Origin of the sequence: Caballeronia sp. GAWG2-1, from assembly GCF_023631405.1 — a bacterium.
Classification (GTDB): domain Bacteria; phylum Pseudomonadota; class Gammaproteobacteria; order Burkholderiales; family Burkholderiaceae; genus Caballeronia.
This window is the reverse complement of record NZ_JALQDD010000006.1, coordinates 399,791-422,399: the sequence shown is the minus strand read 5'-3', so window position 1 is coordinate 422,399 and position 22,609 is coordinate 399,791. Positions and strand designations below refer to the sequence as shown.

The 22,609-nt window shown below is 61.9% G+C and carries 23 protein-coding genes and 1 tRNA gene; 11 read left to right on the top strand and 13 right to left on the bottom strand.

The window, feature by feature from the left end; translation table 11 throughout:
* Window position 1: 1 nt before the first annotated feature.
* Window positions 2-3,166, bottom strand: coding sequence for a PAS domain S-box protein (locus tag NCR98_RS04370; protein ID WP_250525585.1), 3,165 nt, complete (start codon window positions 3,164-3,166; stop codon window positions 2-4).
* Between the two features lie 577 nt (window positions 3,167-3,743).
* A tRNA-Arg gene (locus tag NCR98_RS04365) sits at window positions 3,744-3,818 on the bottom strand.
* A gap of 180 nt (window positions 3,819-3,998) precedes the next feature.
* Between NCR98_RS04365 and NCR98_RS04360 the strand changes: the two genes are divergently transcribed.
* Window positions 3,999-4,319, top strand: coding sequence for a hypothetical protein (locus tag NCR98_RS04360; RefSeq protein ID WP_244827473.1), 321 nt, complete (start codon window positions 3,999-4,001; stop codon window positions 4,317-4,319).
* Here NCR98_RS04360 and NCR98_RS04355 read toward each other — a convergent pair.
* On the bottom strand, window positions 4,303-4,473 hold the full coding sequence (locus NCR98_RS04355) for a hypothetical protein (RefSeq protein WP_250464003.1): 171 nt from the start codon (window positions 4,471-4,473) through the stop codon (window positions 4,303-4,305). The genes NCR98_RS04360 and NCR98_RS04355 overlap by 17 nt on opposite strands.
* Window positions 4,474-4,539: 66 nt before the next feature.
* Window positions 4,540-6,456, bottom strand: a complete 1,917-nt coding sequence (locus tag NCR98_RS04350) for a bifunctional sugar phosphate isomerase/epimerase/4-hydroxyphenylpyruvate dioxygenase family protein (RefSeq protein WP_250525644.1) — start codon at window positions 6,454-6,456, stop codon at window positions 4,540-4,542.
* 239 nt (window positions 6,457-6,695) lie between these two features.
* Between NCR98_RS04350 and NCR98_RS04345 the strand changes: the two genes are divergently transcribed.
* Complete coding sequence (locus NCR98_RS04345; protein ID WP_250525584.1) at window positions 6,696-7,562, top strand: shikimate dehydrogenase; 867 nt, start codon at window positions 6,696-6,698, stop codon at window positions 7,560-7,562.
* A gap of 71 nt (window positions 7,563-7,633) precedes the next feature.
* Here the strand turns inward: NCR98_RS04345 and NCR98_RS04340 are convergent, their stop codons facing one another.
* On the bottom strand, window positions 7,634-8,311 hold the full coding sequence (locus NCR98_RS04340) for a TetR/AcrR family transcriptional regulator (RefSeq protein WP_244827470.1): 678 nt from the start codon (window positions 8,309-8,311) through the stop codon (window positions 7,634-7,636).
* Between the two features lie 156 nt (window positions 8,312-8,467).
* On the opposite strand from NCR98_RS04340, the gene NCR98_RS04335 reads away from it, so the two are divergent.
* Complete coding sequence (locus NCR98_RS04335) at window positions 8,468-8,863, top strand: hypothetical protein (protein WP_250525583.1); 396 nt, start codon at window positions 8,468-8,470, stop codon at window positions 8,861-8,863.
* An 18-nt stretch (window positions 8,864-8,881) separates the two neighbouring features.
* Here the strand turns inward: NCR98_RS04335 and NCR98_RS04330 are convergent, their stop codons facing one another.
* Window positions 8,882-10,363 (bottom strand): sensor domain-containing diguanylate cyclase, encoded by a 1,482-nt coding sequence (locus NCR98_RS04330; protein WP_250525582.1) that lies wholly within the window; start codon window positions 10,361-10,363, stop codon window positions 8,882-8,884.
* A 316-nt stretch (window positions 10,364-10,679) separates the two neighbouring features.
* On the opposite strand from NCR98_RS04330, the gene NCR98_RS04325 reads away from it, so the two are divergent.
* From NCR98_RS04325 to NCR98_RS04295, 7 genes are all read left to right on the top strand, one after another.
* Window positions 10,680-11,183, top strand: coding sequence for a YbhB/YbcL family Raf kinase inhibitor-like protein (locus tag NCR98_RS04325; protein ID WP_250463998.1), 504 nt, complete (start codon window positions 10,680-10,682; stop codon window positions 11,181-11,183).
* Between the two features lie 75 nt (window positions 11,184-11,258).
* Window positions 11,259-12,626: an MFS transporter gene (locus NCR98_RS04320; protein WP_250525581.1), complete on the top strand. Its 1,368-nt coding sequence runs from the start codon at window positions 11,259-11,261 to the stop codon at window positions 12,624-12,626.
* Window positions 12,627-12,762: 136 nt separating this feature from the next.
* A complete protein-coding gene (locus tag NCR98_RS04315) occupies window positions 12,763-13,314 on the top strand; it encodes a type 1 glutamine amidotransferase domain-containing protein (RefSeq protein WP_250463994.1) in 552 nt (183 codons plus the stop codon).
* Window positions 13,315-13,376: 62 nt separating this feature from the next.
* Window positions 13,377-13,910 (top strand): DUF4142 domain-containing protein, encoded by a 534-nt coding sequence (locus NCR98_RS04310; RefSeq protein ID WP_250525580.1) that lies wholly within the window; start codon window positions 13,377-13,379, stop codon window positions 13,908-13,910.
* A 113-nt stretch (window positions 13,911-14,023) separates the two neighbouring features.
* Window positions 14,024-14,311, top strand: a complete 288-nt coding sequence (locus NCR98_RS04305) for a DUF1488 family protein (protein ID WP_244827994.1) — start codon at window positions 14,024-14,026, stop codon at window positions 14,309-14,311.
* Window positions 14,312-14,394: 83 nt separating this feature from the next.
* Entirely contained in the window at window positions 14,395-14,964 is a 570-nt protein-coding gene (locus NCR98_RS04300; protein ID WP_244827463.1) for a glycine zipper 2TM domain-containing protein, read from the top strand.
* Between the two features lie 114 nt (window positions 14,965-15,078).
* On the top strand, window positions 15,079-15,531 hold the full coding sequence (locus NCR98_RS04295) for a PA2169 family four-helix-bundle protein (RefSeq protein ID WP_250463990.1): 453 nt from the start codon (window positions 15,079-15,081) through the stop codon (window positions 15,529-15,531).
* 167 nt (window positions 15,532-15,698) lie between these two features.
* Here the strand turns inward: NCR98_RS04295 and NCR98_RS04290 are convergent, their stop codons facing one another.
* Window positions 15,699-15,914 (bottom strand): hypothetical protein, encoded by a 216-nt coding sequence (locus NCR98_RS04290; RefSeq protein ID WP_244827461.1) that lies wholly within the window; start codon window positions 15,912-15,914, stop codon window positions 15,699-15,701.
* A 313-nt stretch (window positions 15,915-16,227) separates the two neighbouring features.
* The gene (locus tag NCR98_RS04285; protein ID WP_244827460.1) at window positions 16,228-16,566 is read right to left on the bottom strand and encodes a BON domain-containing protein; all 339 of its coding nucleotides are present in this window, start codon (window positions 16,564-16,566) and stop codon (window positions 16,228-16,230) included.
* 473 nt (window positions 16,567-17,039) lie between these two features.
* Here NCR98_RS04285 and NCR98_RS04280 point away from each other — a divergent pair, with 473 nt between their 5' ends.
* Entirely contained in the window at window positions 17,040-18,527 is a 1,488-nt protein-coding gene (locus NCR98_RS04280; protein ID WP_244827459.1) for an RNA polymerase factor sigma-54, read from the top strand.
* A gap of 138 nt (window positions 18,528-18,665) precedes the next feature.
* Here the strand turns inward: NCR98_RS04280 and NCR98_RS04275 are convergent, their stop codons facing one another.
* The 5 genes from NCR98_RS04275 to NCR98_RS04255 all read right to left on the bottom strand — a co-directional run bounded on the left by NCR98_RS04275 (window position 18,666) and on the right by NCR98_RS04255 (window position 22,474).
* A complete protein-coding gene (locus tag NCR98_RS04275; protein WP_250508774.1) occupies window positions 18,666-19,574 on the bottom strand; it encodes a YihY/virulence factor BrkB family protein in 909 nt (302 codons plus the stop codon).
* Between the two features lie 114 nt (window positions 19,575-19,688).
* Window positions 19,689-20,039, bottom strand: coding sequence for a chemotaxis protein (locus tag NCR98_RS04270; RefSeq protein ID WP_244827457.1), 351 nt, complete (start codon window positions 20,037-20,039; stop codon window positions 19,689-19,691).
* Between the two features lie 131 nt (window positions 20,040-20,170).
* Window positions 20,171-21,631, bottom strand: a complete 1,461-nt coding sequence (gene otsA / locus NCR98_RS04265) for an alpha,alpha-trehalose-phosphate synthase (UDP-forming) (protein ID WP_244827456.1) — start codon at window positions 21,629-21,631, stop codon at window positions 20,171-20,173.
* A gap of 191 nt (window positions 21,632-21,822) precedes the next feature.
* Window positions 21,823-22,059, bottom strand: coding sequence for a hypothetical protein (locus tag NCR98_RS04260; RefSeq protein WP_244827455.1), 237 nt, complete (start codon window positions 22,057-22,059; stop codon window positions 21,823-21,825).
* A gap of 208 nt (window positions 22,060-22,267) precedes the next feature.
* Window positions 22,268-22,474 (bottom strand): hypothetical protein, encoded by a 207-nt coding sequence (locus NCR98_RS04255; RefSeq protein ID WP_244827453.1) that lies wholly within the window; start codon window positions 22,472-22,474, stop codon window positions 22,268-22,270.
* Window positions 22,475-22,609: the final 135 nt, after the last annotated feature.

Sequence of the window (22,609 nt, the reverse complement as noted above, 5' to 3'; positions counted from 1 at the left end):
CTCACGCGACGTTCTCTTTGTTCGCGATCATCCCGTCGTCTTCGGCCTGCGCATCCTCCGCGCTCTTACTCGTCTCGCGAAGCGCGGCCGTGAGCTCGGCCGGTTTGATCGTATCGAGCACCACGAAGCTGTGTAGCGCCGCCTTGGCGTCGATCTCGAAGCAACGTTTGCCGGAAATTTTCGCCTTGGCGTCGCGAGCTTCGATCTCGGCAATCTCAGTTGCGAGCGGATGAGCCTGTCTCTTGAGAATGGCGCCGAGGCGCGCGTCGACCATCACCCGGTCCATGCTCCAGTAGGCGCGATTCGAAAGCGCGTTTTCGCCGGCGAGGACGCTATCGGCGACGACTTCGAGACCCATCGCCCTGAGCTTTGCGACATCGGAGCGAAGGCTTTCCGTGTTGACGCGCGCCGTGCCGCGTTCGAGCCGCAGTTCGAGGCGGCTCGCGTCCACGCCGCTCTCTCGCAGCGCCAGCGTCAGCGTCTGCGCAAAGTCGCTGGTCAGGAGCTGCTTCGGATAGACCGGCACGCAAACGGTAATCTCGGGCAAGTCCGTGGCGAGCTTGCAGGCCTCGCGCAAGATCCAGTCGCCGAGAGGAACGACGAGACCGCTTTGTTCGGCGACGCGCAGGTAGGTTTCGGTGCCGAGGCGGCCGAGCGTCGGGTGGTTCCACCACGGCTGAATCTCGACGGCGATTGCGTCGTTTGCGGAAACACGCACGCTGCAGGCAAGATCGAACTCACGCGCCTTGATCGCGATCAGCATGTCGTGCGCCAGATGCCGCTCGGTCTCGGCGGAGGTTTCCGCATCCTCGGCGTAGAAGGTGAAGGTGCCACGCTGCTTGCCCTTGGAACGATAGAGCGCAACGTCGGCAAAGCGGAAAAGCTCGTCTTCCTCCAGCGTGTCTTGCGGCGTCAGCGCGATACCGATCGAAAGACCGACCTCCAGCCACCGCTCGCCATGAGCGATCGGCTGCGACACGGACTCGATGAGGCGCTCCGCGAGTTCGACGATCTGCGGCCGCGTGAGATTCGTGGCCGCGACGACGAACTCGTCTCCTCCGATCCGCGCCACGAGCTGCCCTTCTGTCAACTCGCCCGTCAGACGGGCGGCAACGGTGCGCAGGACGAGATCGCCGACTTCATGGCCGAACGTGTCGTTGATCGGCTTGAAGTGATCGAGATCGAGATAGAAGAGCGCGAGCTCGCTGTCGGTCGCCGAAAGCACCTGACGCATGAACTTGCGCAGGCCGAGCCGGTTCGGAAGGCCCGTCGCCGGATCGTGCTGGACTTCTTTCTGGGCGCGCGAGAGATCGGCGGCGAGCGAGACGTCGGCGGTGATGTCGGCGGCGATCTTAACGATCTTGAAGGGCTTGCCGTTCAGGTCGTAGATCGGATTGTAGGACGCCTGAATCCACACTTCCGCCCCGTTCGCGGCGATGCGTTTGAACTTCGAGGACAGGAACTTGCCCGCGCGCAGATCGCTCCAGAAGCGTGCGTAATCGGCATGCGCGACGGTCTCCTTGTCGACGAACATGCGATGGTGCCGGCCGACGACCTCCGGGAGCGCGTAGCCCATCAGGGTAAGGAAGTTGTCGTTCGCCTCGAGCACATTGCCGTCCATGTCGAACGAGACGACGCTTTGCGACTTGTTGATGGCGGCGATCTGTCCTTCGTAATCACCTTGCCGCAGCTTTTGCCCGGTGACGTCGACGGCGTTCTTGACGACCTTGAAGGTGCGCCCGTTCATGTCGAGGATCGGATTGTAGGAAGCCTGCAGCCAGATCTCGCGGCCATCGCGGCCGAGCCGCTTGAACTCGCCTGCCTGATACTCACCCGCGGCGAGCGTCTGCCAGAACTTCCCATAAGCTTCGCTTTCTCGCTCCTCGGCCGAGACGAACATCGAATGATGGCGACCGATGACCTGGGACAGCCGATAGCCCGTCAGGTCCAGGAAGTTGTCGTTGGCGTCGAGGATCGTGCCGTCGACATTGAAGGCGACGACACTCTGCGACTTGTGGATCGCGGCGATCTGGCCTTGGTGGTCCGCCTGGCGAAGCTTTTCACGCGTGACCACCGTCGCGTATTTGACGATCTTGAAGGGCCGCCCGTCCTGGTCGAGCACCGGGCTGTAGATAGCCTGCAGCCAGATTTCGCGCTTGTCGCGGCCGATCCGCCGGAACTCGCCGCTGCGATGACGGCCGGCGGCCAGATCGCTCCAGAAGATCTCGTAGTCGAGACTGTGCGCGTACGCGGGATCGACGAACATGCGGTGATGACGGCCTTCGAGCTCCTCCATCGTGTAGCCGACCGCTTCCAGGAAGTTGCGGTTGGCGTCGAGAATGGTGCCGTCGGGCGAAAAGGTCACCATGCACTGCGACTTGTCGATCGCGGCGATCTGGCCTTCGAAATCGGCGTTCTGCTTCTTCTCCGACGTGACGTCGACCGCATATTTGACGATCTTGAACGGACGTCCTTCGAGGTCGAGGATGGGATTGTAGGTTGCCCGAAGCCAGACGGCCTTTTCGTCCTTGCGGAATCGCCGATATTCGCCGGAAGCGTGCAAACCCTGCCGCAACCGTTCCCAGAAGGCGGCATAGGACGGGTCCCTGGCCTCGTCGGCGGCGACGAACATTCGATGATGCTTGCCGACGAGTTCATCGAGCCGGTAGCCGGTGGCTTCCAGAAACTTCTCGTTGGCATGAAGGATGGTGCCGTCCATCGCGAAATGGATGACGGCCTGCGAAGTGTTGATGGCGGCGATCTGGCCGGCGACGTCGGCGGACGACATCATGCGGTCAGTGACGTCGCGCACCAGCATGACGGTCTCGCCGACCGCGCCGTCTTCGGTTGCGACCGGTATGCAGGAAACCTCGGTCCAGAAGGACGTGCCATCGCGCTTCAATTGCTGCATCTCGCCGAAGAAGGCTTTGGCGGTCGCGAAGACCGTATCGATCTCGTCCGGCGTGGTGGCGCCTGTCGCGAGCGGCCTGAAGATGCTGCGATTGCGTCCGACGAGCTCCCAGCCCTTGTAGTCGAAGAGCTCCAGGAAGCGCTCGTTGACACGAAGGATGCTGCCGTCGGGCGCGAAGGCGATCCGCCCGAGGCTTCTCTCCAGCGCTTCCTGATCGGCCGGAGTAAAGGAGAATTTCACCGGATTGTTATGCATTGTCACCCGCCAGTAGAAGTTGCGGCGATATGCGCTGATGGCAGGTTGGAACGAAGTTGTCTCATGGATCGAATTCGACGATCACTTAACCTTTTCCCTTAGCGCGAACTTTCTGGATTAACGGCACTGGAAGGAAAAAATTAAACAGGCGGTGAAGATCGATTTGATTGAAGCACGCGTAGTCGACAGGCGCATCTCATGGCGGAAGACGCTCAGGGGAAATGTCGGATGTGCGTGCTGGCCACAGCGTCGGCTTGAACTCGATCCCAGGCGCTTGCAACGATTCCGGCGTGGTTGCGAGCGCGCTTTGGGGTTCGTCGTTGGTGCCGCAGCGTCTCGGCAGACTTGATCGACTCAAGCCGTAGTGGACACATCAAATGGGTGCGTCAACCAATGACTGACGTCCCGCACACGAGGACTGGGGAATCCATGAGGTGGCCGCGCTTTCCGACAGGATGCAGGATCCCGAGCCGAGGCGTATCCATTAGACGGGCGCTTGCCGCTCATGAGCGCGCCCTGCCGATTGGCGTTTTTGAGACGGCGATGGGGTTTTCTTAGGTGATGTCGGCACCTAGGATGGTCCCCCCGGCAGGAATCGAACCTGCATCTAGCGCTTAGGAGGCACTCGTTCTATCCATTGAACTACGGGGAGCGCGCCAGCATCGAGGCGCACGGCTCGCCGTTGCGAGACGGCCAAGCGAGCGCAGAGTATAGCAAACGCCACTCGCGCTAATCGGGACGTCGCGCGGAAAATTCATCACGCTGACGCCAACGGCGTACGTTCAGGGTTTATCCCTATCAAGCTGGACCAGAAACGGCCGCCATCGCAATAATGGACCCTATTCCCGATACCAAGCCACAAGGCGCGTTCTCGGCATTGCTGGCAGACCAGGACCTGACTCATCTCGAGCGGGTGTTGCGGCAGTCATTGTCGCGCGACGCGGGCGGGTACGCGCTGCCACCATCGTATTGGCGCGAGCGTCTCGCGGCCATCACGCGGCAGGCGCATCTGTCTCACACGCAGTTGCAGACGGTGCATCGGTTGTATTTGTATGTCGACCGGTTCGAAGCCGCCGCGGAGGCACGCGAAGCCAAGCGCCTGGCCGATGCCGCCGATATCGAACCCGGCGCGCCGCTCAGTGCCGATGCCTGAGCCACCACTCCCGCAGCGGATGATGCGCCGCTTGCTCGAGCTCACGTCGCGCCATGCGCTCGCGCCGCGCATCGCGCCAATCGTCGGCCAGCAAGACGATGCTAATGGCGGCAAGCGCCGCGAGGCCCACTAGAAACATCGGTAAGTCGAACATGGCGCCCTCCTTTGAATTGCCGCCATGTCTTCATGATAGGACGTGCAGTCACGCACGGCCAGCCAATCATCCGCCCGCCGAAGCCGAAGTTGAAGCCCCCTGCCGCGCCCGCTGCTGTTGCGCATGCGCCGCGAGCCGCACGGCCGCATTCGCCGCGCCGTAACCATCGTAACCGCCGCGCCGTTCGATCACTTCCAGGAAGAAGCGCTGATCGAGCTGCTCGGTGTACGCATGAAAAAACTCGCCGCCACGCTCGTCGCGATCGTAAAGAATGTTGTGTTCGTGCATGGCGTCGATCAGTTCGTCGGCCAGGCCGTAGCGCGCAACCAGATCGTCGTAGTAGTTGCGCGGAATGCGCAGGAATTTGACGCCATCGGCTTCGAGTCGAGGAATGGCATCGAAGATATCGGACGTGCTGAACGCCACGTGATTCAAACCCGAACCGCGATAAGTCGTCAGCGACTCCACCACCGCCGTATGCCGGTCCATCGACGCATTCAGCGCAATGCGCACCGACCCGTCGCGGCTGCGTACCGCGCGGCTGCGCACGAGACCGTACGGGTCCGGCACGGTCACGCTCGCTTCGACCTCGAAGCCGAACGCGCTGCGGAAAAACAGCACCCAGGTGTCGAGCGCGTCGGCGGGCAGCGACAGACACACGTGGTCGATACGTTCGAGCGGACCCACTTCGTAAGGCCCGTCGATGTCCGTCAAAATGAAATCGGATTCCCACAGCGTGGGACCGCCCGGTTCTTCATCGACGAAATAATCGAGGCTGCCGTCAGGCGACTGCACGCCTGGCACCACGCGCTCGTTCGGTCCGACCTGCCCCGAAAACGGCTTCGACCCATAAGCGGCCGCGCGTTCGAACGCGAGCTTCGCGTCATCGACATGAAATGCGGACGCGCACAGCGACAAGCCGTGCTGCTCGAAGAACGCGCTCGCGAAGGAATCGGCTTCCGCGTTGAGCACGATCGACCCCGCGCCATGCCGGTACAGCGAGACATCCTTCGAGCGATGCTTGCCCGCCAGCCGAAAGCCCAACCTGCCGAGCCAGCCGGCGACATGTTCGCGCGTGGCGGCATCGACGGCGAATTCGAGGAACTGGAAGCCGATATGCGCGGGCGGCGCGGGCGGATCGAAGAGATCGGCTGGCGCCTGGTCGCCCATCAATGCGCGCGTCTGCTCTTCCAGAAAGCGCAGCGAGCGATGCCCGTCCGCGGCGGTGATGGCCGTGGGCGCGGCGCGAAAACCATCGTTGAAGATTTCGAGCGAGAGCGGGCCGGTGTAACCCGCTTCGAACACGCGCGCCGTGAAGCCCGCGACATCGAACGCGCCTTGCCCCGGAAAGCAGCGATAGTGACGGCTCCATTCGAGCACGTCCATGGCGAGCACGGGCGCATCGGCGATTTGCACGAAGGTGATGCGGTCGCCCGGAATCCGCGCGATCTCCTCCACCGAATCGCGGATGGAAAGCGTATGGAAGCTGTCGAGCACGATACCGAGACTCGCGTGATTCACGGCATCGACGAGTTTCCACGCGTGCTTGTACGAGTTGACGTGACGCCCCCACGCAAGCGCTTCGTAACCGACGATCACGCCCGCTTCTTCCGCGAGGCGCGCGAGCTTGCCGAGTTGATCGACGATCAACGCGTCGTCGCCGATGGTGTCCGGCGACACATTGCTGCACGCCAGCATGCGATCCGCGCCGAGCTCGTGCATCAGCTCGAACTTGCGCTTCGCGCGCTCGGCGTTCTTCGCGAGACGCTCGGCGCTCACGCCCTCGAAGTCGCGAAATGGCTGGAACAGATAGATGGCGAGGCCAAGATCCGCGCACATGCGGCGCACGTCGGCGGGCGTGCCGTCGAAGTACAGCAGATCGTTCTCGAAAATCTCGACGCCATCGAACCCTGCCGCGCGGATTGCCTTCAGCTTCTCGGGCAAGGTGCCGCTGATGGATACCGTCGCAATGGATGTCCGGATTGAACGCAGCATCGCTGCCTCCTCGTTGCATTCAGATGATGCGGGTGGATCGGTGCAGTCCCGTCAGTGTAGGACGTTCGCGGCGCTTGCGGGAAAGGGAGCGGCGCGCACGCAATCCACGTCATTGTGCGCAAGCATAACAAACTAACTAGACCGTACAAATACGTGAAAACACCGAAGGACACGGCACCGAGCGCCCGTCACACTGCGCTTACATTATTTGCACTGGAGTATTGCGCATGACCAGCAAAGCGTCTCCCCGCTCCTATCTCGTCGGGCTGATCGGCTCGGGTATCGGCGGCTCGCTCACGCCCGCGATGCACGAGGAAGAAGGCGGCAAGCTCGGGCTCAACTATGTGTATCGACGGATCGACTTGCAGGCGCTCGCGCTCGAACCGTCCGCGCTGCCCGATCTGCTCGATGCCGCCGAATGCATGGGCTTCGACGGGCTCAATATCACGTATCCGTGCAAGCAGAGCGTGATCCCCTTGCTCGACGACCTCGACCCCGACGCCCGCGCGCTCGGCGCGGTCAATACGGTTGTCTTCAGGGATGGCAAGCGGATCGGCTACAACACCGACTGGTCGGGTTTCGCGCGGGCGTTCGAACGCGGTTTGCCGGGTGTGCCGATGGATCGCGTGGTGCAACTCGGCGCGGGCGGCGCGGGCGCGGCGGTGGCCCATGCCGCGCTGACCATGGGTGCGCGATCGCTCACGCTATTCGATTCGGACGACACTCGCGCGGCCGCGCTCGCAAGCGAACTCGCCGCGCGTTTTCCCGATCGCGAAGTCAAGAGCGGCGGCGATCTACGCGACGTGTTGCAGATGGCGAACGGCCTGATTCATGCGACGCCCACCGGCATGGCGAAACTGCCCGGCCTGCCCTTGCCCGCCGAGTTTCTGCACAAGGACTTGTGGGTGGCGGAGATCGTCTATTTCCCGCTCGAAACGGAGTTGCTGAAAGCAGCCCGCGCGCTCGGCTGCCGCACGGTGAGCGGCGGCGGCATGGCGGTGTGTCAGGCCGTGGATGCGTTGCGCATCTTTACCGGCCTCGAACCGGATGCCGAGCGCATGTTCGCGCATTTCCAGACCTTGCTGGAACGCTGAGCCCTTCGGCGCCCTCGAAACCAAAACGGCGGCACTCAGAAGTGCCGCCGTTTTGTCTTGGCTCGTCTTGGCTAGTCTTCACGGCGCACGAAGCGCAGCACTGCTTCGATGATCATCTCGCGATGCCGCGCCCGTGAACGCGGCCCGGATGGATCGCGCCCGAACGCCGCGCCCCACGTATGCCGATTCGCCACGCGATGAAAACAGAACGAGCTGATCATCAGATGCAGATCGATCGGGTCGATGTCCTCGCGAAAACGCCCCGCCGCGACACCGCGCGCAATCAGGTCTTCGATGGTCTTGATGACGGTCGAGTTACGCGCCTTGAAGGTCTTCGACTGCTCGATGTATTTCGCGCCATGCACGTTCTCGATAGTCACGAGACGCACGAAATCGCGATGCTTGTCGTGATAGTCGAACGTGAAGCCGATGAACTCGCGCATGGCCTCTTCCGGGTCCAGCTCTTCCAGCCTGAGCTCTTGTTCGAGCGCGCGGATGTCGCCATACACCTGCTCCAGCACGGCTTCATAGAGACCGTCCTTGCTGCCGAAGTAGTAATACAGCATGCGCTTCGTGGTGTTGGTGCGCTCCGCGATTGCGTCGACGCGCGCGCCGGTCAGACCCATTGCCGAGAATTCCTGCGTCGCGATGTCAAGGATGTTCCGCTTGGTCTCCTCAGGATCGTACTTGCGCCGCCCTTCCGAGGACGACGAGGGCGCAGCACTGGCGGCCTTGCTTCCTTTCTTCATTTTTCTGTCTGAGAACGGCATCGAAAATCGATTCTAGCATGGGGTTTCCAAGCGTCTTATGCGCTTCATCCCTATGCGCGGCATTTGTTTTCAAAGGCTTAACCTATAATTTTTCGGTCCCCGATGCGTGGTCCGCATCAATCAAACGAGAATCGAATGAAGCACCTTCAGGTACTTGCCGCATCCTTGCTGGGTCTTGGCGCCCTGCACGCGGCGGCGCAGACGCAACTGCCTCCCGGTCATCCCGCCACGCCGCAACTGCTTGCCGCCGAAGGCGTGATGACGAGCGCGAACATCGCGCGCGGCGCAGCCGACCTGTGTCATATCGACGCTGCCAAGGTGGCGCGTTTCAAGGACATGGCACGCAAGAACTTCCCCGATGCGCCCGACTTCGACGCCGAGTGGAAGCTCGGGCTCGCGCAGGCGCAACCGACGGTGGATCGCATCAACAAGCTGCAGACGAGCAATCCGGCGCAATACCAAAAGCAGATCGACGAAGCCTGCCCGGCGCTGAACAAGGGTATCGATGAAGCGACGGCACAGGCTCAATAAGCCGTCGTCCGAAGCGCCCTATTTGCGTTGCGCGTTGGCGTAGTGCAGGCGCTTCTCGACATACATCGCGGCATCGGCGCGTTGCAGCATCGGCTCGATGCGCTCGCCTTCGTGCGCGGTCGCGGCGCCCATCGCGAAGCTGAGCGGCATGCCCGAGTAAAACTGATTGTTCACTTCGAGCAACTGGCGAATGCCGTCCATCAGCGCCTCGCCGCCGCGTTCGTCCGTGCCGGGCAGCAGCACCATGAATTCGTCGCCGCCTATCCGCGCCGCCTGGAACGGCTTCTCCACCGCCTTCGAGAGCACTTCGCCCGCGCGGCGCAGCAAGGCGTCGCCGGCCGCGTGGCCGAGCTGATCGTTGACGGTCTTGAGGCCATTCACATCGACCGCGATGGCCGTCACGGGGAACGGACCCTTGCGCTCCAGCCGATTGATTTCATCGGCATAGAACGAGCGATTCTTGAGCTTGGTGAGCACGTCGTGCTTGCCGAGAAACTCCAGATACGCCTCGGCCTTCTTGCGCGCGGTGATGTCCGTGAGCGCGACGAGCACGAGATCCCAGCGCTTCTCGTGCCCCGGAAACACCGAAAATTGCAGGTGCACGTGCACCTCGTTGCCATCGAGCGAATAGTTCAGCACCTCGCGCTGATGAAAGAGCTTGTGCTCCCATAGCTCGATCAACTGCTCCTGAAAGTGCTGCTGCATGTCGTCGCGGAACACTTCCGGCAGACGCGCGAGCAAGGTCGCCTTGTCGGGCGCGGCGAACATGCGCAAGGTGTGCTGATTCACGTCTAGGACGTGAATCTCTTGCATGCATCGTTCGACGAATTCGGGATGCACGCTCGTAAAGGTACGGAAGTCGACGATACCCCGTTCGCGTACATCGTCGAGCAAGTCTTTCACGGAACTGAAGTCTTCCACCCACAGCGAAACCGGCGAATGCTCGAAAAGGCCGCGCGCATAAAGGCCGCTCGCCGCGGTCTGGCGGCGCATGGTTTCGAGTTCCGTGATGTCCTCGATGGTGACGAGCACACGGCTCCACGTATTCTCGTGCCCCGGCAAGATCGCGGCCTTGAGAAGCACGTCGAGACGCTTGCCGTCGAGCGTGTAGTTGACCGTCTGGCTTACGAAACGCGGTTCGCCGGACCAGAGTTGCTCCAGTTCGTCGATGTGCGTGGTCAGCATGTCGTCGCGAAACACGCGTTCGAGGTTTTGCACGAGATGATCGAGGTCTTTCGCGCCGAACAAGCCGAGCGTGCGCCGATTCACCTTCACCACCCGAATGCGTGAAGAGCATTCGACGATGCGCGCCGGGTCTTCTTCGAGGAACGCGCGCAAGTCGGTGACGCCCGCCGCGCGCCAGCGCTCGAACTGCTCGCGCACGGCGCTGAAGTCTTCGAGCCAGAGCGAGACCGGAGCGAGGTCGAACATGTCGGCATCGTCTTCCGGCACGCTCGCGGGGGTGAACTGTCCAGTGATTGGGCGCGGATCGTTTGGCATAAAAATCCCTTCGGCTCGCGTCGGAGCGCTATTCATCGCACGATTTGTCTCAATATTGTAGCGCGCCGCTTTTACGTCCCATCCGCTGATAAGCGAGCAGATACCGGGCGATTTTCCCGAATCAAGAGCGACGCCCGACTCAATTGAGGGGCGGATGCTACACTCGATCGAATAACGCGCCGCAAGTTCAACTCCCGATCGTAGGCATGCTTGCTGCAATCGGTTGCGTGCTGCCGTATTCAAGCGTGCATGACACACGTCCGCGGACCCTTTCAGTCCGCCAACTCCCAACACGCGACAAGGAGGCATGACTCTCATGGCTGATTTCCGCATCTGGTCCGACGAATTTCCCGCCAACGGTTACTTGACGCGCGAGCACGAGTTCGATCAGCAGGCTTTCGGCGTCTCGGGCGACAACCTTTCCCCGGCGCTGCAATGGGAAGACCCGCCGGCCGACACGCGAAGCCTCGCGCTTACCGTCTACGATCCCGACGCGCCCACCGGCAGCGGCTTCTGGCACTGGGTCGTGGTCAACATTCCCGCCGATGTCCGCTCGCTGCCGCGCAACGCGGGCAAGGCGGATGGCAGCCTCTTGCCGGCGGGCGCGCTGCAAATGCGCAACGACTACGGCACGGTTGGCTTCGGTGGCGCCGCGCCGCCGCGTGGCGACAAGCCGCATCGCTACATCTTCCGTATTCACGCGCTGAAGGCGGATCAACTGCCGCTCGATGCCAACGCGACCAATGCCGTTGCGCGCTTCATGACTCATCTCAACGAGATCGACTCGGCGACGTACACCGGTCTCTATCAGCTGAAATAAGCACCACGCTTCTTCTCCGGACGATGCGCGCATCGTCCGGCCGTTGAACGCGCCGCTCCTACCTCTCGCCTACCGATGGATTCCGAACAAGGTCTTCCCCTGCCGCAGCGTTATTGGGCCATCGCGGTGGTCGCGCTCGGCATTACGCTCGCGGTACTCGACGGCGCCATCGCCAACGTCGCGTTGCCGACCATCGCGCGCAATCTGCTGGCCTCGCCCGCGGATTCCATCTGGATCGTCAACGCGTATCAGCTCACCGTCACCATCTCGCTTTTGCCGCTGGCTTCGCTCGGCGACCGTATCGGCTACCGTCGCGTGTATATGGCCGGCCTCGCGGTCTTCACTGTCTCGTCACTGGCCTGCGCGATGTCCGGTTCGCTGCTCACGCTGACGCTAGCGCGAATCGTGCAGGGATTCGGCGCGGCGGGAATCATGAGCGTGAACACCGCGATCGTGCGCATGATCTATCCGCAAAAGCATCTGGGGCGCGGCATCAGCATCAATGCAACCGTGGTCGCGATTTCATCGGTGATCGGTCCGACGGTCGCCTCGGGCGTGCTCTCGGTCGCCACCTGGCCGTGGCTCTTTGCCATCAACGTGCCGATAGGACTCGTGGCGCTTGCCATCGGCACGAAGGCGCTGCCGCGCATGGACGGGCATCGCCGGCCTTACGACTACATCAGCGCGCTGATGAACGCGCTTTTCTTCGGGCTTGCCATCGTCGCGGTCGACGGGCTCGGGCACGGCGAGCATCGGCCGTATGTGATCGGCGAGTTCATCGTGACGGCGGTCATCGGCTACTTTTTCGTGCGCCGGCAATTGCGTCAAAGCGCGCCACTTTTGCCCGTCGATCTGTTGCGCATTCCAGTGTTCGCGCTATCGATTGGCGCGTCGGTGTGTTCGTTCTGCGCGCAGATGCTGGCGTTCGTGTCGCTGCCTTTTCTGCTGCAGAACGGCTTCGGCATGAGTCAGGTCGAAACTGGCTTCCTGATGACGCCGTGGCCGCTCGTGATCGTGTTCGTCGCGCCGCTCGCGGGCGTGCTCGCGGATCGTTATCCCGCTGGTCTGCTGGGCGGCATCGGGCTGGCGGTTCTGACCGTGGGTCTTGCGCTGCTCGCCACGACAGGCCCGCATCCGGATGCGTTCGATATCGGCTGGCGCATGGCGGTCTGTGGGCTTGGCTTCGGGCTGTTCCAGTCTCCGAACAACCGACAAATCATTTCTTCCGCGCCACGGCATCGCAGCGGCGGCGCGAGCGGCATGCTCGGCACGGCGCGGCTGACGGGGCAGACACTCGGCGCGGCTATCGTCGCGTTGATCTTTGGCGTCGAGCCGCAGCACGGGCCGCTGATCGCGCTTGGCGTAGGTGCTGGTTTCGCGGCGACGGCGGCTTTGGTTAGTCTTTTGCGGCTGACGGGGAAGCGTAGCGTCGAGACCGTTTGATGGTTCGGCTTTAGCCATGGTTTGGCCGATCACCGACGCGCCCCAGCCCCCACTTGGGCACACCCCTTGCTCTTCTTCGAATCAGGTATCCGCCTCTTGCGGTGCATCAATATTCGAGCAATGAAGGAGTGAAGCAATGGCAATTTCCCTTGACGGTTACAGGGTCGCGATTCTTGCATTGGACGGCTTCGAGCAAGCCGAACTAATCGAGCCGCAGCGCGCGCTCAAGGAAGCTGGCGCGCAGGTCGATGTCATTTCTCAAAAGCCCGGACAGATCCAGGGCTTCAAGCACGTCGACAAAGGTGACAAGGTCGATGTGGACCAAACCTTCGACGCCGCCAACGCATCCGATTACGACGCCGTCGTGCTGCCGGGCGGCGTGGTCAACGGCGACGCCATCCGCCTGGACGCCAAGGCGCAAAGCTTCGTGAAGGAAGCGGATCAGGCGAAGAAGCCCATCGCCGTGATCTGTCATGGCGGCTGGCTGCCGATCTCGGCGGGCATCATTGCAGGCCGCACGATGACGAGCTGGCCGAGCCTGCAGGACGACATTCGCAACGCGGGCGGCACTTGGGTCGATCAGGAAGTACAGATCGACGGCAATCTCATCACGAGCCGCAAGCCCGACGACATCCCCGCTTTCAACAAGGCACTGATCGACGCGCTCGGCAAGACGCGCGCCGCCTGAAACAAGAAGCGACGGGGCCACCGTATTCAACAAGAATCAACGACCAAAACGGAGTCGAGCCGATGATGCCGCGATCGTTGTTCGCAGGCTGTGCAAGTGCGATAACGCTGGCCGTTGCCTGCGCTGCTCACGCGCAGACCGGTGACGCCGCAAGCGCCAAGCTGTCGAGCGTCGACCAGCAGTTCGTGCAAGACGCCGGCACCGCGGGCGCGACCGAAATCGCAGCCAGCAAGCTCGCGCTCACGCATGCAAGCGGCAAGCAGGTTAAGGACTTTGCACAGCGAATGATCGCGGATCATACGAAGCTCGCGCACAGCCTGGATGGAATCGCAAAACGCCACGGCATGAGCGAGCCACCGAGCGCGGATTCGTCGGTGATCGGCAGCCTGCAAAATCTTCAGGGCGATGCATTCGACGATGCCTATATCCAAAAGGTAGCCGTCGATGGGCATCGCAAGGCCATGGAGTTGTTCAAGCAAGAAAGCGAGCAAGGCAATGACGCCGCGTTGAAGGCAGTCGCGGCGAAGGCGTTGCCCGTTATCGGCCATCACTACGCCATGGCGCAACAACTGGCGAAGGCAAAGGCGGCGTCATGAGCGTCTTTCAATTCATGGAAGTCATCGATGTATCCGACAGCCCTGCAACACGGCTGACCCGCGCCGTAGCGGACGCGCATGCAAGACATCGTCCGGCCTATGAGGATTCGACCATGCATATCACCTTTGCAGATGAAAAACCCGTGTTCGATGGCGACGACCTCGCCCTCCACTTCACCGCGCTCGTCGACTCCGAACCCGTCGTGTGCTCGATCAGCGCCGAAGCGCTGGAAGATCATTTCGGCGCTCCATCCGCGCGCGAGGACGATCTGCTTCCCGCATTCGAGCGCGGCGAGGCGCGCATTCGCGCGGTATGCGCCGAAGTGCTCGATGACAACGGCGGCGTGCCCGTCGTGCTGCGTAGCGGCTTGTTCCGCGTCGCGGGACTCGAACCGGATTGAGCAGGACTTACATCGTTAATCCTTTGTCCCGCGAGCGCACGCGCCCGGGCCGAACCACGCAACACTGAAAAGAAGGAGGGAATATGTCCCTGATCATCGCGGGTCGCTTCCAGACTTTTCCCGCTGCCGAAGCCGCGGCACAGCGCCTCTTCGAACGCGGCTTCATCGAAGAAGACGTCACCCTGTTCTTCGTGAATCCGGGCGGTCAACATGCGCGGCATCCGCTGGGTGGCGATGTCGGCACCGACGTTGGCGCGCGCTCCTCGCCCAAGGGCGCAGGTAAAGGCGTGACCATCGGTGCGGTCGTGGGCGCTATCGTCGGCGCGGCGCTCTTCGCCATCTTCAAGGCGCCGCTGATCGTCTCCGCCATTGCAGCGGGTGTCGGCGCTTACGTTGGCTCGCTGGCGGGCGCGATGTCGCATACCAAGACCAAGGAGTCGGCTCACACCGAAGCGGCGCCGCGTCATGCGGGCGTGCTGGTCGCGGTGCATGTGTCGCCGGAGAATTCGAACGATGCCGCCACCATCTTGCGCGATGCAGGCGGCGTCGATGTCGAACGCGCTTCGGGCCGCTGGCAGCAAGGCAAGTGGAGCGACTTCGACCCGTCCAAGCCGCCGAAGCCGGTGGAAAAGTTTGCGGAACATCGTGCCTGAAGCGAATGACTGCGGAAAGCGGTCTGCCGGGCACGCCGCGTGCGTCTACTCGTACCAGAGCCAACGTGCCGGATGTTGCACGATGGCAAGATCCAAACTAATAGGAGGTGTCATATGAGCACGAACGTCGTATCGGTACTCAACGATCTCATCGAAACGTCCAAGGACGGCGAAAAGGGTTTCCTCAAGGCCGCCGAAGAGACGCGTGACGCAAGCCTCAAGCTGCTATTCCAGGACCGCGCGCAAGCCTGCACGACCGGCGCACGCGAGTTGCAGGAAATCGTTCAGCGTCTGGGCGGCACGCCGGAAACGGGCGGCTCGGTTGCAGGCGCGCTGCATCGCGGCTGGGTCGATGTCAAATCGGCCGTCACCGGTCACGGCGATCACGCGATTCTCGCCGAATGCGAGCGCGGTGAAGATTCCGCTAAGAAGAACTATCGCGAAGCACTCGACAAGGATCTGCCCGCCGATGTGCGTGCCGTGGTCGAACGCCAGTATCAGGGCGTGCTCGAGAACCACGACCGTATCCGCGATCTGCGCGATCAGTACGCTGCAGCGAAGTCCTGACTCGGTTTAGCGTCGAAGCCGCGAGGTTGGCGGCTCGTGATGCGACAGTCGCCGCGCCAAGTGCGCGGCGATTTTTTATTGCGGCGCGCGCGTGTGGAAGCGAAAGATCAAAGAGAAACGGCCGCTTGCGCGGCCGTTTCAGTTAAGCAGCAGGCAACGACGAAGGCTTACTGCGGCTGACCCTTGTCGTTCGTCCCGAGCGCGGAAGCCGCAGCGGCCGCCGATGCGCCCTTCAGTTTGTGCGCCTTGTCTTGCTGATGCAGATACGTGCCTTTCTGCTTCTTCGCCGGAGCGGCAGCGGCGTCGGAAGCCGCTTGCGCGAATGCCGTCGTCGAGAATGCGAGTGCCAGCGCGCCAATCAAGGCCATCTTTTTCGTCTTCATAAGAGCTCCATTTGCCGTGGCCCTTGGATGCATCGCGAAGGAAGCATTCGCAGGCCGGCTTTGCGTAACGTCCTCGAACGGACGTACTTCGTTTTAAGGTAGCAAAGATGCTGCGAGGGTATTGCGTGTCATGCCCGTCTGCGACTTTCGCATGGCCGCGCGCACGTTCTCCACGCTGCTCATGCAAGAACCCGCGCTAGAAGCCTGGCCTCATCGTTCAAGAGAGCGATTCGCCAAACTTCCGCGCGGGTTCCGGTACTGCGACTGCTACACCGCGACCCGCCGTGACGAGCCGGGCATACGCACTATGCCATTAGTTGGCAGCGATTTTAAGATGGTTTTTCACGGAAGCAACACCGGAAACCTGCTTTACGGTTTCTTCGGCGGCGGTCTTGTCTTCCGCCGACGGCACCGTGCCGGTAAGCGAGACGACGCCGGCGCGCGTCTTGACGTGAATATGCGTCGACTTGACGTTCTTCGCTTGCAGCAGTTCGGCCTTGACCTTGGTCGTCACTGCGCTGTCATCGACCTTTTGGCCAACGGACGTGTCCGTCGAACCCGAGTTCGTCGTCGTGGTCTGCGCGTTCACGTTCAGCGCGAACACCACACATGCGATACCGCCAGCAGCTTTGAGGAATTGAGTCGTCTTCATGGCAATACTCCATTTTTTCGATTTTCGATACTGCGCGTCCGCGGCTTTGAGCCTGTTTGCGGAACGCCCCGTGGGTGCTGCTTTTAGTGATGCTCGATCACGTTCGCCGCGTGTTGCACGAATCGTGTCCCCCTACCGCAACTTGCGTGCCGTGCCCCGTCAAAAGTGCTTAGTGGGTCTCCGCACGCAGCAAAAAAGCCCGACGAATCAAAGGGCTTGGCGCTTCTCGAAGTCGTCCTCGGCAAGCGCGGCATCAACCGCTCAAGTCCAATCCATAAGCCCGGGAGGGCGCGGCGCTTTTGTCTGAGTGCGTGTAAAAAGTGCGCGAAAGCATCGCTTCGCCAAGTGAAAACAAGCCGTGGACAAAGATCGAAACGTAGATGCAGCAGGCATCCGATGCGCATTGGCATAACCATTGCTTTAGTCCTCGTTACGAACACCTCTCAGTCCAGAATAACGAGGATTAGCAAGCAATGCCGCCTACACTCGAACTTCGCACCAAGCAAAGCCTCGCACTCACCCCGCGCCTTCAGCAGTCGGTACGCCTGCTGCAGTTGTCGTCGCTGGAGTTTCAACAGGAGTTGCGTAACGCGCTGGACACGAATCCGTTTCTCGAATACGACGAGTCGCAAACCGAAGACAACGCCCTTTCCGCCGACAACGGCAATTCGATGAGCGACTCGCCGCTCTCGAATTCGTCCGACAATGCGACCGAAGCGCCAATGGCCTCCGAAAGCAGCATGGACAGCGACTCCGGCGGCGACAACAATTCGCGCGACGACTCCATGAGCGACTACTCGTCCGATCCGTTCGGCCGCAGTTCGACGCGCAACAGCGGCGACGGCGAAGGTTCCGATCCCGCCGACTGGGTACGCATCGAGCCGTCGCTGCATGAGACCTTGCACGATACTCTGCGCCTCTATCAACTCAGCCAGCGCGACCGCGCGATTGCCCAGCTCATCATCGAAGCATTGGATGACGACGGCTATCTGCGTCAGGAACTGAGCGAACTCGCCGATGTGGTCGATATCGAACCGGCGCTGACCGAAGACGAACTCACTATCGCACTCAAGCTCGTGCAGTCGCTCGACAAGCCGGGCGTCGGTGCGCGCAACCTCTCGGAATGCCTGACCCTGCAGCTCGATGCGATGCCCGAAGGCACGCCGGGCCGCGCCGTCGCACGCGAGATCGTGGGACATCATCTGGAACGGCTTGCACGCCGCGAGCAGGCCGAACTGCAAAAGAAGATCGGCTGCAGCGCGGAAGAACTGCGTATAGCGTGTGCGCTGGTGCGTCGTCTCGACCCGAAGCCCGGCGAGAACTACGGCGCGAGCGAAGACAACTACGTGGTGCCAGACGTCATCGTGCGTCAGGTCAAGAAAAGCTGGGTCGTCACGATCAATCCGGCGGTGTTGCCGCGCGCGCGCATCCACCGCATGTACGCGGAATTGTTCGCGCAGTCCGCTGGCGCAAGCCGTTCGCCGCTCGCGCAACAGTTGCAGGAAGCGCGCTGGCTGATCCGCAACGCGCAGCAGCGCTTCACGACGATTCAACGCGTGGCCGAATGTATCGTCTCGCATCAAAAGGCGTTCTTCGATTACGGCGAAATCGCGCTCAAGCCGCTCGTCCTGCGCGATGTCGCCGACGAGCTCGGCCTGCACGAATCGACCATCTCGCGCGCCACGGGCAACAAGTACATGTCGACGCCGCGCGGCATCTTCGAATTCAAACACTTCTTCCCGCGCGAACTCAGCACGGAAAGCGGCGGTACATGCTCCGCTGCCGCCGTGCGCGCGCTGCTCAAGGAAATGATCTCGAAGGAAAACTCGCGCGACCCGCTATCGGACGTGAGCCTTGCCAAGATGCTCGCGGATCAGGGCGTAATCGTCGCGCGCCGCACGGTGGCGAAGTATCGTCATCTGATGAAGGTGCCGCCCGCCGAGTTGCGCCGCCAAGCCTGAACGCACGCAGATTTCACGCGCTGACGCATTGGGCGACGACCCGGTCAAGAGAGTCGCCTCGTAGCCTCAGCACGCAGCCGCCCTGTCAACGGGCGGTTTTTTTTATGCGCGGCCGAATCGCCGCGTTTAGTCGACGCGCTAACGCCAGCCTGCTTCCCGATGCGTGCGTCTGCGTGCCGCCGTTGCCGCCAGCTCCGCGCCGAGCAGAAACACCGCCGCCGAATAGTAGAGCCACATGAGGATGATCGCGAGCGACCCCGCCGCGCCGAACATGTTAGCCGTGCCCGCATGCGCGAGATAAAACGCAAACAGTCGCTTGCCCGCCTCGAACAACATGGCCGCCGCGGTTGCGCCTAACGCGGCGTCGCGCCACATCATGCGCGTGGTCGGCAAGAACTTGAGCAGAAGCGTGAACGCGAGCGTGAGCATGCCGAGTGAAATCGCGCGCTGCGTGACGCTCGACAGAATGATGAACGGATTGCCGTCGCCGAAAGCCCAATGGCCGAGCACTTCGACGAGCGCATCGAGCACGAGCAACGCAACCACCAGCAAGCCGGAGCCGACGACCAGGCCGAAGGACATCAGCCGAACGCGCAGCAGCGAGACGATGCTTTCCTTCGCGCTCACGATAGGCGTGGGCCAGATCACGTTGAGCGCGCTATGCAGCGATGAAAACGTCGCCGACGCGCCGATCAGCACGCCGCCCGCCGAAAGCAGCGCCGTGCTGCGCGCGATATCCGCGTGCCACGCGTTGGCGACGATGGCTTCGAGCGCGTGCGCCGCATCGGGGCCGACCACGCCGCTGATTTCATCGAAGAGTCTGCCTTGCACGGCATCCGCGCCGAAGAAAACGCTCGCGACCGCGATGACGATGACGAGCGTCGGCGCCAGCGAGAACGCCGCGAAAAACGAAATCGATGCGGAGAACATCAGGCAATGGTCCTGAATCCATTGCCTGACGGGATCGACGAACCACGCAACCCAGCCAAAACGCGACGTGCGGCCGACAGCGACAGGCGTGGAAGAGGTCGGAACTTCTCGGGTCATCGGCGTGAGCTTGGCGGTTATCAATCGCCGATGTTAACGCCGCTTCGAAAGACGTGCGTAAAACGGCGCGCCGCAAGTGCAACGCGGCACGCCGTATCGATCGTTAATGCGTGCTCAGACCTTGTCTTCGTCGTCCGCGGGGTCAGCGTCTTCGTCGAGCAGGCCGCGCGTTTCGTCCTCGATGTCGTCCGGCAGAATGTCCGCGTCCGGTTCGAGATTGTGGTCGCCATCGGCGGATGCTGCCTCGCCGGTGCCGTAGCGGTCGGTATCGCTCGCGAGTTCGGCTTTGGACTGGCCGAGCGCGTGGGCATCGAGTTCGTCTTCGATGTCGCCCGGATGACGCATTTCGCCCTGCACGTCGGAACCGCTATCCGAGGAATCGCTCGGACCTAACGCGCCTGTGCCGTGCCCCTTGCCAACTTCGATCTCGCCTTCTTCATTGGGATTCAGAGTGCTTCCGCTCATCGTGACCTCCTTCGTTTCGTGTCGAAGGTTGAAGCGCAAGGAGCGTTCCGCGCAAGCCTTGCGGCGTCGAATGGCGCGCACAAATAAAAACCCCGCGCCGTGTAGAGGCGCGGGGTTTTCTGGTTACACGTTCATGCCTTGGCGGAAGGCCGTCTTGCCTGCGTCGATGTACTCGCGCCCTGGCGCACCGTCTTGACGGTCTGCTCGGTGACGGAAGTCGCGGTTGCGACGCTGCGCAGATCCGACAGGAACGAATCGCGCCACACGGACAGATTGTTCTCGCGCAGCGGCGCCATCATGTCGGCGTGACGCGCCTGGCGTTCGGCGAGCGGCATCGACAACGCACGTTCGAGCGCTTCGGACATCTGCGACAGATCGAACGGATTGACGACGAGCGCGCCCGGCAGTTGATCCGCCGCCCCGGCAAATTGCGACAGCACGAGCGCGCCCGGATCGGCCGGGTCTTGCGACGCGACATATTCCTTCGCCACGAGATTCATTCCGTCACGCAGCGGCGTGACATATCCGACCTGCGAAAGCCTGAAAAGCGCCATCAGCAGATTGCGTTCGTATTTGCGGTTGAGATATTGAATCGGCGTCCAGTCGAGTTGCGCAAAACGGCCATTGATACGCCCCGCTTCGCCTTCCAGGTTCTGGCGAATGCGCTGATATGTCTGCACGTCCGAGCGTGTCGGCGGCGCGATCTGCACGAGCGAAACGCGGCCATGCCAGCCCGGCGCGTTGAGCAAAAGGCGCTCGAAAGCCTGGAAGCGCTCGACGAGGCCCTTCGAATAATCCAGCCGATCGACGCTCATGATGAGCTTGCGGCCACGCATGCTGTCGCGCAGGCTCTTGACCTGCTTGCGGTTGGAGAACTGATCCGCTGCCTTGGCGATGGCGTCCGGATAGATGCCGATCGGATACGCGCCCACTTTCAGCATGCGGCCGAACGCCTGCAACATGCCGTCTTCGCTCAGATGACCACGCCCGCTACGTTCGACGTAATCGGTGAAGGACTGCTTGTCGGCATCGGTCTGAAAGCCCACGACGTCGTACTGACACATGCCGGCAATCAGTTCCTCGTGCGGTGGCACGGTCCGCATTACTTCCGGCACCGGAAACGGAATGTGCAGAAAGAAGCCAATCGGATTCTGGATGCCGATCTTGCGGCACTCCTGCGCGAACGGCAGCAAGTGATAGTCGTGTACCCAGATGATGTCATCCGGCTTGATGAGCGTCTTGAGCTTCGCGGCGAGTCCCGCGTTCACGCGCATATAGCCCGCGTATTCCTCGCGATCGAAACGCGACAGGTCGTTGCGATAGTGGAAAGTCGGCCACAGCGTGGCGTTCGAAAAACCACGGTAATACTGGTCGTAATCGCGGCGCGTCAGGCCGACGGTGGCATACGTCACATTGCCGTTTTTCTCGATGACAGGGTCAGCCGCTTCACCGACGATCTCGCCGCTCCAACCGAACCATACGCCGCCCGTCTCCTTGAGCGCATCCAGAACGCCGATGGCAAGGCCGCCCGCGCTGGGCTTGCCTTCCTGGATCGGCGCGACGCGATTCGAAACCACGATCAATCTGCTCATTACAGCATCACCTCTCAGTTGTCGTTGCTTGCTCGAATTGGCGGCTGAAGATATGCAAGAGCCGTGCCTTTTTAAGACACGGGCAGGATGAAAATTCGTATCCAAGTGTTACGAACGAAATCGGACACGCGGTAAGCCGCCGCCGCGTAGAAGTTTTTGCTCTTTCGTCGAAGGAAACAAAGGCGGTGAAATCAGGAATCCTGCTCCGAACCCAGGTCGCGCTGATAATCGATTCCCTCGCGGCGCACGCCGCCCTGATTGTGCTCGCCGTCGGGCGGAGCGTCAGGTGCGGGGCGGTTCTGGCTGGCGGGATCGTGTTCGATCGGCGGTGCCGGCGCGGCTTCGCCACCAGCGGTTTTAGCCGCCTCGGCGCGTGCTTCGCGCTTGGAAGAGTGACGCGCGGAGCGTCGGAGTGCGGGATGCCTCATCAATGCCTCCAGAGAAGAAGGCCGTCGAAAATGACGTCGGCGGCGTCGGACCGATCTTGTCGCAATGCATCTTTGTTTGAAAATCGACCGGACACTGATTGCAGCGCCGGTCATTGTTGCTGGCTACGTTGTAATCCCTACCTTCGAGATGGAAACTTATTCAAAGCCTGCACAGATTCAGTGAATGGTCGAAAGTCCGCCAATTCCCTTATTGCACGTGCGGCGCTTCGTTCGGTCCGGGCGGCGGGTCGCCAATGGGCTGCATCGGTTGTTCGGGCGGCTCGCGAGTCGGATCGGGATTCGTGTCGGGCGGGATCGGCGTGGGCGGCGGCTGATCGGGCGGCGTCACGGGCGGGTCCGGCGGCTGGGGCGTCTGCGCGCTGATTCGAGCGCTATCGGATGCGAAATCGGGCATGTCAGGCTCCTTGCGGTCTTGTGATCGTAATCGCCGCATCCACGCTCCTTTTTCCTGCGGTTTCCCGCGCGTGGATGGCAGTCAGAAGTCAGCAAGGCCTATGCCCTTGTTTCTTCCAAATTACGCCTACCTCAC

Bases quoted from the DNA above. Each gene is read 5' to 3' on its own strand.
- NCR98_RS04370 (WP_250525585.1), bottom strand. From the start codon at position 3,166: ATGCATAACAATCCGGTGAAATTCTCCTTTACTCCGGCCGATCAGGAA.
- NCR98_RS04360 (WP_244827473.1), top strand. From the start codon at position 3,999: ATGGACCCTATTCCCGATACCAAGCCACAAGGCGCGTTCTCGGCATTG.
- NCR98_RS04355 (WP_250464003.1), bottom strand. From the start codon at position 4,473: ATGTTCGACTTACCGATGTTTCTAGTGGGCCTCGCGGCGCTTGCCGCC.
- NCR98_RS04345 (WP_250525584.1), top strand. From the start codon at position 6,696: ATGACCAGCAAAGCGTCTCCCCGCTCCTATCTCGTCGGGCTGATCGGC.
- NCR98_RS04340 (WP_244827470.1), bottom strand. From the start codon at position 8,311: ATGAAGAAAGGAAGCAAGGCCGCCAGTGCTGCGCCCTCGTCGTCCTCG.
- NCR98_RS04335 (WP_250525583.1), top strand. From the start codon at position 8,468: ATGAAGCACCTTCAGGTACTTGCCGCATCCTTGCTGGGTCTTGGCGCC.
- NCR98_RS04330 (WP_250525582.1), bottom strand. From the start codon at position 10,363: ATGCCAAACGATCCGCGCCCAATCACTGGACAGTTCACCCCCGCGAGC.
- NCR98_RS04325 (WP_250463998.1), top strand. From the start codon at position 10,680: ATGGCTGATTTCCGCATCTGGTCCGACGAATTTCCCGCCAACGGTTAC.
- NCR98_RS04320 (WP_250525581.1), top strand. From the start codon at position 11,259: ATGGATTCCGAACAAGGTCTTCCCCTGCCGCAGCGTTATTGGGCCATC.
- NCR98_RS04315 (WP_250463994.1), top strand. From the start codon at position 12,763: ATGGCAATTTCCCTTGACGGTTACAGGGTCGCGATTCTTGCATTGGAC.
- NCR98_RS04310 (WP_250525580.1), top strand. From the start codon at position 13,377: ATGATGCCGCGATCGTTGTTCGCAGGCTGTGCAAGTGCGATAACGCTG.
- NCR98_RS04305 (WP_244827994.1), top strand. From the start codon at position 14,024: ATGCATATCACCTTTGCAGATGAAAAACCCGTGTTCGATGGCGACGAC.
- NCR98_RS04300 (WP_244827463.1), top strand. From the start codon at position 14,395: ATGTCCCTGATCATCGCGGGTCGCTTCCAGACTTTTCCCGCTGCCGAA.
- NCR98_RS04295 (WP_250463990.1), top strand. From the start codon at position 15,079: ATGAGCACGAACGTCGTATCGGTACTCAACGATCTCATCGAAACGTCC.
- NCR98_RS04290 (WP_244827461.1), bottom strand. From the start codon at position 15,914: ATGAAGACGAAAAAGATGGCCTTGATTGGCGCGCTGGCACTCGCATTC.
- NCR98_RS04285 (WP_244827460.1), bottom strand. From the start codon at position 16,566: ATGAAGACGACTCAATTCCTCAAAGCTGCTGGCGGTATCGCATGTGTG.
- NCR98_RS04280 (WP_244827459.1), top strand. From the start codon at position 17,040: ATGCCGCCTACACTCGAACTTCGCACCAAGCAAAGCCTCGCACTCACC.
- NCR98_RS04275 (WP_250508774.1), bottom strand. From the start codon at position 19,574: ATGACCCGAGAAGTTCCGACCTCTTCCACGCCTGTCGCTGTCGGCCGC.
- NCR98_RS04270 (WP_244827457.1), bottom strand. From the start codon at position 20,039: ATGAGCGGAAGCACTCTGAATCCCAATGAAGAAGGCGAGATCGAAGTT.
- otsA (WP_244827456.1), bottom strand. From the start codon at position 21,631: ATGAGCAGATTGATCGTGGTTTCGAATCGCGTCGCGCCGATCCAGGAA.
- NCR98_RS04260 (WP_244827455.1), bottom strand. From the start codon at position 22,059: ATGAGGCATCCCGCACTCCGACGCTCCGCGCGTCACTCTTCCAAGCGC.
- NCR98_RS04255 (WP_244827453.1), bottom strand. From the start codon at position 22,474: ATGCCCGATTTCGCATCCGATAGCGCTCGAATCAGCGCGCAGACGCCC.